At 61.7% G+C, this 13,242-nt stretch carries 11 protein-coding genes; 6 read left to right on the top strand and 5 right to left on the bottom strand.

Annotated elements, in window-relative coordinates; all coding sequences use genetic code 11:
- Positions 1 to 19: 19 nt before the first annotated feature.
- Positions 20 to 274: a hypothetical protein gene (locus VFB05_RS28870; protein WP_325018927.1), complete on the top strand. Its 255-nt coding sequence runs from the start codon at positions 20 to 22 to the stop codon at positions 272 to 274.
- Positions 275 to 332: 58 nt separating this feature from the next.
- Here VFB05_RS28870 and VFB05_RS28865 read toward each other — a convergent pair whose 3' ends face one another.
- Positions 333 to 1,259, bottom strand: a complete 927-nt coding sequence (locus VFB05_RS28865) for an amino acid ABC transporter substrate-binding protein (RefSeq protein ID WP_325018925.1) — start codon at positions 1,257 to 1,259, stop codon at positions 333 to 335.
- Between the two features lie 12 nt (positions 1,260 to 1,271).
- Positions 1,272 to 2,564: a dicarboxylate/amino acid:cation symporter gene (locus VFB05_RS28860; RefSeq protein ID WP_325018923.1), complete on the bottom strand. Its 1,293-nt coding sequence runs from the start codon at positions 2,562 to 2,564 to the stop codon at positions 1,272 to 1,274.
- Positions 2,565 to 2,770: 206 nt separating this feature from the next.
- Here VFB05_RS28860 and VFB05_RS28855 point away from each other — a divergent pair, with 206 nt between their 5' ends.
- Entirely contained in the window at positions 2,771 to 3,772 is a 1,002-nt protein-coding gene (locus VFB05_RS28855; RefSeq protein ID WP_325018921.1) for an NADP-dependent oxidoreductase, read from the top strand.
- Positions 3,773 to 3,784: 12 nt separating this feature from the next.
- Here the strand turns inward: VFB05_RS28855 and VFB05_RS28850 are convergent, their stop codons facing one another.
- A complete protein-coding gene (locus VFB05_RS28850; RefSeq protein ID WP_325018919.1) occupies positions 3,785 to 6,952 on the bottom strand; it encodes a multidrug efflux RND transporter permease subunit in 3,168 nt (1,055 codons plus the stop codon).
- A gap of 9 nt (positions 6,953 to 6,961) precedes the next feature.
- On the bottom strand, positions 6,962 to 8,131 hold the full coding sequence (locus VFB05_RS28845) for an efflux RND transporter periplasmic adaptor subunit (RefSeq protein ID WP_325018917.1): 1,170 nt from the start codon (positions 8,129 to 8,131) through the stop codon (positions 6,962 to 6,964).
- Between the two features lie 269 nt (positions 8,132 to 8,400).
- Here VFB05_RS28845 and VFB05_RS28840 point away from each other — a divergent pair, with 269 nt between their 5' ends.
- Positions 8,401 to 9,213 (top strand): hypothetical protein, encoded by an 813-nt coding sequence (locus tag VFB05_RS28840; protein ID WP_325018915.1) that lies wholly within the window; start codon positions 8,401 to 8,403, stop codon positions 9,211 to 9,213.
- A 37-nt stretch (positions 9,214 to 9,250) separates the two neighbouring features.
- On the opposite strand, the gene VFB05_RS28835 is transcribed toward VFB05_RS28840, so the two are convergent.
- Positions 9,251 to 9,607 carry a hypothetical protein gene (locus tag VFB05_RS28835; protein ID WP_325018913.1) on the bottom strand — a complete coding sequence of 119 codons (357 nt, stop codon included), beginning with the start codon at positions 9,605 to 9,607 and terminating at the stop codon, positions 9,251 to 9,253.
- Positions 9,608 to 9,741: 134 nt separating this feature from the next.
- Here VFB05_RS28835 and VFB05_RS28830 point away from each other — a divergent pair, with 134 nt between their 5' ends.
- The 3 genes from VFB05_RS28830 (at position 9,742) to VFB05_RS28815 (ending at position 13,179) form a co-directional block, all read left to right on the top strand.
- The gene (locus VFB05_RS28830; protein ID WP_325018910.1) at positions 9,742 to 9,963 is read left to right on the top strand and encodes a cysteine rich repeat-containing protein; all 222 of its coding nucleotides are present in this window, start codon (positions 9,742 to 9,744) and stop codon (positions 9,961 to 9,963) included.
- 454 nt (positions 9,964 to 10,417) lie between these two features.
- Positions 10,418 to 11,560 (top strand): FAD-dependent monooxygenase, encoded by a 1,143-nt coding sequence (locus tag VFB05_RS28820; RefSeq protein WP_325018906.1) that lies wholly within the window; start codon positions 10,418 to 10,420, stop codon positions 11,558 to 11,560.
- Positions 11,557 to 13,179, top strand: coding sequence for a benzoate-CoA ligase family protein (locus VFB05_RS28815; RefSeq protein WP_325018904.1), 1,623 nt, complete (start codon positions 11,557 to 11,559; stop codon positions 13,177 to 13,179). Before VFB05_RS28820 ends, VFB05_RS28815 begins: the two co-directional genes overlap by 4 nt.
- Positions 13,180 to 13,242: the final 63 nt, after the last annotated feature.

Here is a 13,242-nt window from a genome sequence, read left to right as displayed (position 1 = left end):
AGCTTCCCTGGAGAGCCCCATGAGCAGCATATTGCCCGTTCCGACTTCAGCACCGGCTGTGATCAGCAAGCCGAACAACATCAGTCAACCCGAGGCGCCCACTTCGTCGTTGTTTGGCAATCTTCTCCGCCGGACCGAAGTCACAATGGGCCTGCGGTCGAAGACCGGTTTCACTTCGGGAGCGACCTACGAAGCCACGACGGTCGCAGGCCAGACCAAGGCGACCGTCAACAACGCGGTCAACGCCACGAAGTCCTTCTTCAATATCAAGTAGGATTGGACGGCTCTGGCAGTCGCGCCCGCGAGCAAGATGCTGCCCGCGGGCAATATCCTCAATTGCTCACGCCATCTGAATCGTCGAGCGCCTTGAAAGCGTCTTCGAGTTGCGGCGAGATCGCGACGTTCATCCGCTCGCCGGTTGGCAGGCGGGAGACGAACCACTTGTTGTAGAGCGGCACCAGATCGTGATTGGTGCCGAGCCTGCGGAACGTGCCCTCGACGATCTCCTTGAGTTGCGGCTCGCCCTTGCGGAACATGATGCCGTAGGGGTCGTAGGACAGGTAGTCGCCGGTGACCTTGAACTTGTCCTGCGACTTGTGCCGCGCGATCAGGCCGTAGAGCAGGATGTCGTCGGTCGCGAAAGCATCGACCTTGCCGTCCACCAGCATCTGATAGGACTGTTCGTGATCACCGGCCGTCACGATCTTCAGGCCGAGATTGAGCTTCTTGTCCAGCCCATGCATGGCCTGTTCGTTGGTCGTGCCTTTGGTGACGACAACGGTCTTGCCTTGCAGGTCCTTTGGCGCGGCGATGGTGGAATCCTTCGACACCATCAGCTTGGTGCCGGCGACGAACATCAGCGGCGAGAACGCCACCTGTTTGGCACGCTCGGCATTGGCCGTGGTCGAGCCGCATTCCAGATCGATCTTGCCCTGCACGACCGCGGGAATGCGGTCGTCGGACGTGACCTTCACATATTCGATCTTGAGATCGGGATCGTCGACCGCAACGGAGATGTCTTCCACGACCGCCTGGCATAGTTCGAGGCTATAGCCGATCGGCCGATTGGCCTGGTCGAGGAACGAGAACGGCGGCGAACTCTCGCGATAGCCGAGATGCACGGTGTGCCGGCCCTTGATGGCGGCGAGCGTCGGGCTAAGCCCCTCGCCGCCGCTTTGAGCGGCGGCGGACGTCGCTATCACGCAGCCCGCAAGCAATAGGGCGCAAGCCCCGATCGATCTTCCCAGCGTCTGGCGCATGGACCGCCCCCATCAATGACCCATCGCGGGGACTTCGCCCGGAACCATGCCCGGCGGCACCACATCCTCGGGGCTGAGCGCGTGTTCGGGCCCAAGTTCGCCTTCCCACTTCGCCACCACCGAGGTCGCCAGCGTGTTGCCGATCACATTGGTGGCGCTGCGGCCCATGTCGAGGAAGGTATCGATGCCCATGATCATCAGCAGCCCGGCCTCGGGAATGCCGAACTGGCTGAGCGTGGATGCAATCACCACCAGCGAAGCGCGGGGAACGCCGGCGACGCCCTTCGAGGTGATCATCAGGGTTGCCAGCATCGCGAGCTGGGTGCCGAGCGACATTGGTATCTGGTATGTCTGCGCGATGAAGATGCTGGCAAAAGTGCAGTACATCATCGTGCCGTCGAGATTGAAGGAATAACCGAGCGGCAGCACGAAGCTCGAAATCCGCGCGGACGCGCCGAAACGGTTCAGGCCCTCCAGCGTCTTCGGATATGCGGCTTCCGAGCTTGCGGTCGAGAACGCGATCATCAGGGGTTCGCGGATCAGCCGCAGCAGGTGACTGTATCTCGGTCCGATGACGATGAAGCCGACGATGACAAGGATGCCCCAGAGCAGCAGCAGCGAGAGATAGAAGCCGCCCATGAACACGACGAGCTTCCACAACACCAAAAGGCCGTTCTTGGCCACGGTCGCCGTGATCGCCGCCCACACCGCAATCGGCGCAAACAGCATCACATAGCTCGTCACCTTCAGCATGATGTGCGCGAGGTCGTCGATGACCGAGATGATCTGCTTGGAGCGCTCCGGCATCGCGCCGAGCGCAACCGAGAAAAACACCGCAAACACCACGATCTGAAGGATCTCATTCTGCGCCATCGCATCCGCGATCGAGGTCGGGATCAGGTGGGTCAGGAATTTCTCGATCGAGAATGCCGACACTGGCAGTCCCGTCGATTGCGTCTTGTCCGGCAGCGTGCCGGGGAAGTTGGCGCCCGGCTGCAGCAGGTTGACCATCACGAGGCCAAGCAGCAGCGAGACGAAGGAGGCGCTGACGAACCATCCCATGGTTTTCGCAAAGATGCGGCCGAGCTTGGCGCCGGAGCCCATATGAGCGATGCCACCGACAAGCGTGGCGAACACCAGCGGCGCGATGATCATCTTGATCAGGCGCAGGAACAACATGGCGATCAGGTTGACGCTGGAAGCGATATCGGCGCGAGTGTCGGGCAAATAGTTGAAGATCAGCGTCCCCATCACGATGCCCAGCACCATCGCGATCAGGATGTATTGCGTAAACCTGTTCGACATGTCTTTCCCCCGTAGGCTCCTGATCGAGAGTTTGGCAGATTTCAAAGCCGACGCAACACGCTTCCGTTGTCCTGATCTGACCATTGTGGAACGGCCGTGGTCGGACTAGCCTCTTACGCAACGCACAATCGGGCCCTTGCGCATTTCTTGCGCGCCCATTGCATCAAGAACAGCCATATCAAGAATAACTACGGGGAGGGAAAGCTATGAGCGACAGCACCAATCGCCAGATCCTTTTGGTGGAGAAACCGGCCGGGAAACTCGGCAGCGAGCATTTCAGCATGCGGAACGGAACTGTTCCCGAGCCGCGCGATGGCGAGGCTTTGCTCCGGGTCCGATACATCTCGCTCGATGCCGCCAACCGGGCCTGGATGCACGGCGCGACCTATCGCTCCGCGGTCGAGGCGAACACGGTGATGGCTGGCGGCGGCATTGCCGAAGTCGTGGCATCCAATGCACCAGGACTGTCGCCGGGCGATATCGTGTTCGGCGACACCGGATGGCAGGACTATGCGGCCGTTTCGGCCAAGCATCTCACCAAGATGCCGAAGATCGAGCCGATGACCTATTTGCTCAGCGTCTACGGCATTGCTGGCCTCACCGCCTATTTCGGGCTGCTCGACGTCGGCAAGCCCAAAGTCGGCGAGACGGTGGTTGTGTCGGCCGCGGCTGGTTCGGTCGGCTCGATCGTCGGCCAGATTGCGAGGATCAAAGGCTGCCGCGTCGTCGGCATCGCCGGCGGAAAGGACAAATGCCACTGGTTGACCTCCGAGCTCGGCTTCGACGCCGCGGTCGACTATAAAGACGGCGCGGTGTTCAAGGCGCTCAAGGCCGCAGCGCCGAGCGGCATCGACGTTTATTTCGACAATGTCGGCGGCGATATTCTCGAAGCGTGCCTGGCACAGATGAACATTCGTGGCCGCATATCCTGCTGCGGCGCGATCTCGCAATATGATGGCGCGCCATCGGCGACAGGCCCGCGCGGCGTGCCCGGCCTGATCGTCGTCAAGCGCCTCACCATGCAGGGCTTCATCGTGACGGACTACATGGAGCGGCGCAACGAGGCGCTGCGCGACCTGCAATCGTGGGTCGCCTCGGGCACGCTCAAGGTGCAAGAGGACGTGATCGACGGGCTCGAGAATACGCCGCAAGCGTTGATCGGATTGCTCGCCGGCGAAAACCGGGGAAAGCGGATGGTCAAGGTGTAACGCGAGCAGCGCTTATTTCGAGCCTGACGTCCCGCCGGCCGCCTGCAGTGCGACCTTCTTGCCTCTGCGTTCGGCGAGCCAGTTCTCGAAGCGCTGGATCACGACGAAGAATGTCGGCACGAACAGCACGGCAAGACATGTCGAGGCAATCATGCCAGAGAACACCATGATGCCGATCGATTTTCGGGCGCTCGCGCCCGCGCCGGTCGCAAGCACCAGCGGAACGACGCCGAGGATGAAGGCGAAGGACGTCATCAGGATCGGCCGGAAGCGGGCGCGTGCCGCTTCGATCGCGGATTCCAGCAGCGGCTTGCCGTCGCGGACATGCAATTCGAGCGCGACCTCGACGATCAGGATGGCGTTCTTGGCCGACAGCGCAATCAGCAGGATCAAGCCGATCTGGGCGTAGAGATTGTTGTCGATGCGCAGGCTCGTCAGCACCAACATCGGGCCGAGCAGCGACAACGGCACGGCGAGAATGACGGAGATCGGCGCGTACCAGCTCTCATATTGTCCGGCGAGCACGAGGTAGACCAGCAGCATGGCGAGGCCGAACACGAGATAGATCTGTCCGCCGACGATCTTCTCCTGGTAGGACATTGCCGTCCATTCGTAGCCGGCGCCGCGTGGCAGGGTCTTGGCCGCGATCTCCTCCATCAGCTTCATCGACTCGCCGGAACTGTAGCCCTGCGCCGGCAGGCCGATGACGGTCGACGACGGGTAGAGATTGTACAGGCTGATCAGCGAGGGGCCGACGGCCGGCGTCACCTTGGTCACAGTGCCGATCGGGATCATGTCGCCTTGCGAGTTGCGCACCATCATGTTCTCGATATCGCGCGCGGTCAGGCGGGACCGCGAATCGGCCTGGGTATAGACCTGGAAGGTACGGCCGAATTTGTTGAACTGGTTGACGTAGGACGCACCCATATAGCTCGATAGGGTCGAGAAGATCTGGTCTGTCGTGACCTGCAGGGTCTGCGTCTTGACGCGATCCACCTCGACATCGAATTGCGGCACCATGGCGCGGAACGACGACGAAACGCGCTGCAGCGCGCTCTGCGTCTGTCCATTGGCCACCATCGCGTTGGTGATGGCCTGCAGTTTGCCGAAATCGGAATTGCCGTCGCGCAGCTCGATCTGCATGGCGAAACCAGCGGCGTTGCCGATGCCCTGAATCGGCGGCGGCGGGATGACCAGGATGCGCGCTTCCTCGATCGCCGACAGCTTTGCGTTCAGGCCGACGAACAGCGAGCGCAGATCCTCGCCCTTGCCGCGCTCGCTCCAGTCCTTGAGCACGATATAGGCGACGCCGGCATTGGCGAGGCTCGAACTGTTGTCGAGCGCCGAGACACCGGCGATCGTCATGATCTGATCGACGCCAGGCTGCTTGCTCGCGAGCTCCTGCACCTGATCCATCACCTTCTGGGTGCGGTCGAGCGCGGCGCCGTCGGGCAATTGCACGGCGGCGAGCAGGTAGCCCTGGTCCTCGATCGGGATGAAGCCGGTCGGCACGCGCGACAGGCCGTAACCGCCAACCGCGATCAGGATCAGCGCCGCGATCACGGAAATGCCGCTGTGCCGCACGAGGCCGCCGATCAGCGAGGCATAGCCGCGCTCGATGCGCGCATAGACCGCGTTGAAGCCGCGATAGAAGACGTTGCGCCGCTCCGGTGGCACCGGCCGGCGCAACCACAATGCACATTGCGTCGGCTTCAGCGTCGCCGCGTTGACCGCCGACAACAGCGCGGTTGCGGCAATGACGAGGGCAAATTGCGCATACATTCGCCCCGTGAGCCCCGGCAGGAACGCGGCCGGCAGGAACACCGAGATCAAGACCAGGGTAATGCCGACGATCGGCGCGAACAGCGCATCCATCGCCTTGATCGCGGCATCGTGGCCGGACATGCCCTGCTCGATATTGTGCGCGGCGCCCTCCACCACGACGATCGCGTCATCGACGACGATGCCGATCGCCAGCACGATGGCAAACAGCGTCGACAGATTGACGGTGAAGCCGAGCACAGCCATCGCGGCGAACGCGCCGATGATGGTCACCGGCACGGTGGTCGCCGGCACCAGCATCGCACGCCAGTCCTGCAAGAACACCAGGATCACGATCAGCACCAGGAGACCTGCCTCGATCAGGGTCTTGTAGACCTCGTTGATGGAAGCCTGCACGAACTTGGTGGTGTCGAACGGGGTGTCGTAAGAGATGTCCTGCGGGAAGGCCTTGGCAAGCTCCGCCATCTTCTTTTCGACCGCCTTCTCGACCTCGAGCGCATTCGCGCCCGGCGACTGGAACACGCCGATGCCGACGGCAGGCTTCTTGTTGAGCGAGAAGATCTGGCTGTAGGTCTGCGCGCCAAGCTCGACGCTGCCGACGTCGCGCACGCGCGTGACCTCGCCATTGCTGCCGGTCTTGAGGATGACGTCCTCGAACTGAGCCTTGTCGTCGAGGCGCCCTGCGATATTGAGCGTGTACTGGAATGCCTGTCCGGACGGCGTCGGAGGCGCGCCCACCTGACCTGCGGTGACCTGCTGGCTCTGCTGCTGGATCGCCTGAATAACGTCCTGCGGCACCAGCCCGCGCACCTGCAGCTTGTTCGGATCGAGCCAGACCCGCATCGAGTATTGGCCGGCGCCGAACACCGTGACGTTGCCGACACCCGGCAGGCGCGAGAGCTCGTCGCGCAGACTGATCGTGGCGTAGTTGCTCAGGAACAGGCTGTCATAGGTTGCCTTCGGCGAGGTCAGCGTCACGAACAGAAGGATCGCGGTGGACTTCTTCTGCACCGTGACGCCCTGGTTCTGCACCGATTGCGGCAATTGCGACAGCGCCGCCGACACCCGGTTCTGCACCAGCACCTGCGCGAAGTTGAGGTCCGTACCGATCTTGAACGTCACCGTCAGCGTATAGGTGCCGTCGGCGCCGCTATAGGACTGCATGTAGAGCATGTCCTCGACGCCGTTGACCTGCTGCTCGATGGGCAGCGCCACGGTGTCGACCACGGTCTTGGCGCTGGCGCCGGGATAGCGGGTGGTGACCTGCACGGTCGGCGGCACCACGTCGGGATATTGGGCAATCGCGAGATTGAACAGCGCCACGCCGCCGATCAGGATCATCAGGATCGCGATGACGTTGGAAAGGACCGGGCGCTCGATGAAAAATTTCGAGATCATGACCGGCTCCTACTTCGCGGCCGCGTCGCCGAACTCAATGCTCTTCAGCTGCGGATCGACCTTCTGGCCGGGGATCGCGCGGAGCAGCCCGGCGACGACGACCTTATCGTCCGCCTTCAAGCCGCTTTCGATGACGCGCAGGCTACCTTCGAGTGGACCGGTCGTCACCTTGCGCTGCTCGACGAGGTTTTCCGCATTGACGACCAGTACATAGCGGCCGGCCTGATCGCTGCCGAGCGCGACATCCGGAACCAGCAGCGCGTTCTCCTTCTGATCGAACGGCACGCGGACGCGGACGAAATAGCCGGGCAAGAGCACGCGGTCGGGATTTTGCAACAGGCCGCGCACAGCGAGCGTGCCGGTCGACTGGTTGATCTGGGGCGAGATGTAATCGATCGTGCCCTTGTGCGGATAGCCAGTCTCGGTCTGCAGCCCGATCTCGATAGGAAGCTTGCGCAGGTCGTCGGCGGTTATGCCGCGGCGACGGGCTTCCTCGCGCACTCTCAGTACATCTTGTTCGTTGACGTTGAAATTCACGTAGATCGGGTCCAGCGCAACGATGGTGGCGAGTTGCGTCGGCGACGCCACGCCGACGAGTTCGCCGACGGAGACGAGATGCGCCGTCACGACGCCGTCAAACGGCGCGGTGACATTGGTGTAGCCGTAGTTGACCTCGGCGATTCTGGTATTGACCTGCGCCTGCTGCAGGTTGGCTTGCGCATTGTCGCGATTGGATGTGGACGTATCCAGTGTCGATTGCGAGACCGCCTGTTTCTGCACCAGTTCAGCCTGGCGCTTGTAATCGTTATCCGCTTGTTTCAGCGAAGCCTGAGAGCCCGCCTCCGCCGCCTGCGCCTGCTCGAGCTTGAGCTTGTAGGTCTCCGGCTCGATCGTGAACAGCGTGGTGCCCTCCTTTACGAAGGTACCGTCCTTGTAGTTGATCGCTTGCAGAAAGCCCTGCACGCGCGCCACCAGATCGACCATCTTGATCGGCGCGGTGTTACCGGTTGCATCGAGATAGCGCGTGATCGCTTTCTGCGCCGGCGTCGCAACATCCACCTTCGGTGGCGGCGGCGCCACAAAAGTGTTTTGCTCGCAGGCGCTTAACGTCGCGAATGTGAAGATGGCAAACGCCACGCGCGAGGGGATGGCGGCGTTATGCAAACGCGAAGAACTCATCCGATGCCCCAATTGCAATCTGTTTCAAACTAGAGACGTCGATCGAAGTGCAATTTGGTTCAAAACAATCGAAAGGGCGTTCTGTCGCGCCTTGATAGCATTAATCCGCTTGTAGTGTAACCGGAAAGCGAAAATGATATGGCTCGCAGAGGTTGTTCTGCGAACAGACGCGTTTGTTGAGATCTGAGTGCCGGAAAGCGTTCACGCACGGCTCCAGCGATAAGCGAAAGGATTTGCTCAAACCCGTTTAGTCAAAAGGATTTGCTCAGATGTTTGACACCTTGAGACGTAATACGGCGCTTTGTGCGCTTCTGACTGCGGCAATTGTGGCGGTCGCAACACCAACCTTCGCGCAAGGCCCGAGCGAGGCGCAAAAAGCGGCCGTCAAGTCGGCCTGCCGCAACGACTATATCGCACACTGCTCCAGCATACCGCCGGGCGGCGAAGCGGCGCTGCAATGTCTCGCCAAGAACATGTCGAGCCTCGCACCGAGTTGCCAGAGTGCGGTGCAAGCCGTCGAAGCTTCCGCGGCGCCAAAGAGCGAACCCGCCAGCACCGCGGCCGCGCCTGCTGCCGCGCCGAAGACCGAGACGACCACGACCGCGGCTCAGCCGAAGAGCGAGGCCAAACCTGCGACGACGGCCGCGGCGAAGAAGCCGACCAGCGCGCAGATCTCGGCGGTCCGAAGCGCCTGCCGCGGCGATTACCAGAGGGTTTGCAGGGGCGTTCCGACCGGCGGCGCACCAGCGCTCGAATGCCTTGAGAAGAACAAGGCCAAGGTTTCGGCGGGATGCGGCACGGCGCTTGCGGCTGCAAGCGGCGGCACGGCCGCGCCGACCACGAACGCTGCTCCTGCGACAGCCGCGGCGGCACCTGCGGCTGCTCCGGAAGTGATCGTGCTGCGGCCGATGCTGCCGCGCGAAGAGCTGTTCGTCGTGCGCTCGGCCTGCAGCGCCGACATCCGCTCGTTATGCGCCGGTGTCGCACCCGGCGGCGGCCGCATCATACAATGCATTTCCAGTCGCGCAGCCGATTTGTCCCCGGCCTGCAAAGAGGTGCTCGCGCCGTTCGCGGCACGCTGAGCTCGCTCAGTAGCCGCCTTTGCGGCCACCGATCAGATCATTCGCCACGAAATGCGAGGATGAGCTGAATCATGCGGACCGACAACGCGATGTAGAACACCGACATCACAATCTGCCAGGCCAAATGCCAGTTCACCTTCGCGAGCTTGTAGAGGCCGTCGATGAAATTCAGAAGCAGAATGACGATGCCGATCAGCATGACGCCGCGGCCGACCAGGCTATGGCGCAGGTAACCAAACAGCTGGATTGACGGCGCGGTGCTCGAGACGTGGGCACCGGCCGATACGATCAACGTTCCGATGATGATCTTTTCGACGTGTGAAACGATCTCTTTGAAAACAGGCTCGATCTTCTCGCCATAGAAGGCAAGCCAATTGGTCCCGGGTGCTGCCATGACTGCTCCTTGCAAGGGATCGGTTAATCGAAATCGGCGAACCGGGATCAATACAACGGGTCTTTGGGCGCGAAGCAAGCCGGAAGACCCGATCAGTTTGGGCACGGGGGCTACTTCAGGAAAGGAAACGACCAATGCTACGCGTCACCATCATTACCGCAGCCTTGCTGCTCACCTCGCCTGCCATGGCACAGCAGCTGACCGCAGCCCAGCGCGACGCCTGCTCGGGCGACTTTGGAAAATTCTGCAAGGGCACCACGCCCGGCGGCGGGCGGATCATCGCCTGCCTCGCCCAGCACAGCGCCCAGCTGACGCCAGCCTGTCAGAAGGTGCTGGCAGAGGCCGAAAAGAAATAGGTTTTCATCCGCAGAACATTGCCGACAACAACTATTTCAAGGGAGGACAACATGCGTTCATTGCTACTTGCTTGCGCTACTTTGCTCGCCTTTGCCGCTTTCATGATTCTCCAATCCAGCACGGCCAACGCTGTCGTCTGCGCCAACGGAGTCTATCGCGCAGGCTGCGCCGGACCGAACGGCGGGGTCGTGGTCAGGAAACCCGTCCCCGTTTGCAGGTGGGTCTGGGTCAACGGCGTCAAGGTGAGGCGCTGCACCTAGTGGACTGGATTTGACATTCGCCTCCCGTAACCGCGCATTCGAAAATTGCCTGCCGCGCCGGGATGCAAATGTTAGAATCGGACCACTAGGGCTGATCGGGCCAAAAGCCGAAAATTTCCTGTAGCGCTCGCGGCTCGCGGACGCTACATTCGTCCGAAATTGTAAGTATACTGTCAATCAGGGGAGGAACGACGTGCGTATCGCCGTCATCGGCGGAGGCCCCGGCGGCCTCTATTTCAGTTATCTCTGGAAGAAGCGCCATCCCGACGCGCAGGTCGATTTGTTCGAACAGAACCCGGCCGGCGCGACCTGGGGCTTTGGCGTGGTGTTTTCCGATTCTGCGCTTGAGTTCCTGCGCGCTGACGACCCGGACACGGTCGACGCAATCGCGCCAAGAATGGAGAGCTGGAAGAACATCACGCTCAATCTGCACGGCGAGAGCGTCGAGATCGACGGCGTCGGCTTCTCATCGATCGGCCGGCTCGACCTGCTGAAAATCCTGCAAGGCCGCGCCGCCTCCGTTGGCGTCGCGTTGCATTTCGATACACAGGCCTCGCTCGACCAACTGAGCGGCTACGATCTGATCGTTGCCGCCGACGGTCTGAACTCGCTGGTACGCCGCGCCTATGAGGGCGATTTCGGCACCTCGCTGTCCTATTCCAGCAACAAGTTCGCCTGGTATGGCACCACCAAGCGGTTCGAGACGCTGTCGCAGACCTTTGTGGCGACCGATCGCGGCAGCTTCAATGCGCACCATTATCGTTACGCCCCCAACATGAGCACGTTCCTGGTCGAGTGTGACCTCGCGACCTGGGATCATTACGGTTTCGCCTACAAGGACCCCGACCAATCCAAGGCAATCTGCGAAGAGGTGTTTGCCGAGGCGTTGGGCGGCGGCATGCTGATCTCCAACAAATCCGTCTGGCGGAATTTTCCCTGGGTCTGGAACGAACGCTGGCACTTCAAGAACATGGTGCTGATCGGCGATGCGCTGCACTCGGCGCATTTCTCGATCGGCTCGGGAACGCGGCTTGCGATCGAGGACGCGATTGCGCTCGCCAAGGCGCTGGAGTCGGAGGCGCATGTCGCAACTGCCCTTGCACGCTACGAGGCCGACCGCAAACCGATCGTGAAGAAGCTCGTGACGGCTGCGCGCACCAGCGCCGACTGGTATGCCAACTTCGCCGAGCACATGAAGCTCGACCTGATGGATTTTGCCTATAGCTACATCACCCGCTCGGGCCGGATCGACGATGCGCGGCTGCGCGCGATGTCGCCCGCGTTCATGGCGCGTTACGAAGCCTCGCGGCCACGATTGGCAGGAGGTGCGGCATGACGTCATCCGATCTGAAAATCGCCGATCAGGTACCTGTCGATAATCCCGGTGCCCGCGAGATCGGATTTTCGATTCCTGAAACCTACAATGCGAGCCGCATTCTCTTCGACAATCTGGCTAAGGGAAACGGCGGTCGCCGCGCGCTGACCGGACCGCTTGGCGATGTGACCTATGCCGAACTCTGCGCGCAAGCCTCGCGCTGGGGCCATGGCCTGGCCTCGCTTGGTCTCAAGCGCGGCGATCGGATTCTGATGTTCCTCGACGACACGCCGGCGTACCCCGCGGCATTCTTTGGCGCGGCGCGGGCCGGCTTCGTGCCGCTCCTCATCAACACGCTGACGCCGCCGGACCTTCTGCAATTCTATCTCGCAGATTCCTGCGCGACCGTCGCGGTTGCCGACGCCGAATTTTCCTCGCGGTTCGATGCGGTCGCCTGCAAGGACACGGCGCTGCACACGCTGATCGTGGTCAACGGCGAGGCCGGCGTCCATGCCGCGCCGAAAGCGGTGATCGCCAAAGGCTGGCTCGCGAATTTTCCCGACCAGCTGGCCGAGGCCGATACGCATCGCAACGAGATGGCGTTCTGGATGTATTCGTCGGGCTCGACAGGCCGGCCGAAAGGCATCGTGCACCTGCAACACGACATGGCCTATAGCGAGCAATCCTTTGCGCGGAATGTGCTGAAGCTCACGGCAGACGACATCTGCTTCTCCGTGCCAAAGATGTTCTTTGCTTATGGCTTTGGCAATTCCGTCACCTTTCCATTCTCGGTCGGCGCGACAACGCTGCTGCTGCCGGGACAACCCAAACCAGCTGCGATTTTCGAGACGATCGGCCGCTATCGTCCGACCGCGTTTTTCGGCCTGCCGACGCTCTATACGACGCTGACCAAGGCGGACGGCGCCGACAAAGCCGATTTCACGTCGCTGCGGATGGCGCTGTCGGCCGCGGAAGTGCTGTCGGCCGATGTATTCAACGGCTGGAAGCGGCTGACCGGGCTTGAGATCATGGAAGGTCTCGGCTCGACCGAAGCGCTGCACATTTATCTCTCCAACCGAATGGGAAAGACGAAGCTTGGCGCGGCCGGCCTTCGCGTCCCCGGCTATGAAATCGCTCTCCGGGATAGCGACGGCAACGAAGTCGGTGACAACGTCGAAGGCATCTTGTGGGTGCGCGGCGATTCCAACACGCCGCTCTACTGGAACCGGCCCGACAAGTCGGCCGAGACCATCCGCGAGGAGGGATGGATCTACACCGGCGATCGCTTCATCCGCGACGCCGACGGATTTTATTTCTTCCGCGGCCGCGCCGACGATCTGGTCAAGATTTCCGGCCAGTGGGTCTACCCGCTCGAGGTCGAACTGTGTCTCGTCGAACACCCCGATGTGCGCGAATGCGCGGTCTTTGCCGCGGAACTGCCGGACCGGCGCATGACGCTTAAAGCCGTCGTCGTCATGAACAGCGAGGCCAGCGACGAGGGCGGCACGACCAAAGCGCTTCAGGATTTCGTCAAGGCAAAGCTCTTGCCTTACAAATATCCGCGCGAGATCAAATTTGTCGGCGAGCTGCCGAAGACCGGCACCGGCAAGATCGACCGTCAGGCCGTGATGCGGATGTAAAGCCAATCGAAAGTGGGGGAACCTGAGCGTGGGCGAGTCGATTGGTTCGGTAGAATTCCAATC

Source organism: Bradyrhizobium sp. (assembly GCF_035652035.1).
Classification (GTDB): Bacteria; Pseudomonadota; Alphaproteobacteria; order Rhizobiales; family Xanthobacteraceae; genus Bradyrhizobium.
The sequence above is the reverse complement of the archived record's forward strand: the minus strand, read 5'-3'. Positions and strand labels throughout refer to the sequence as shown.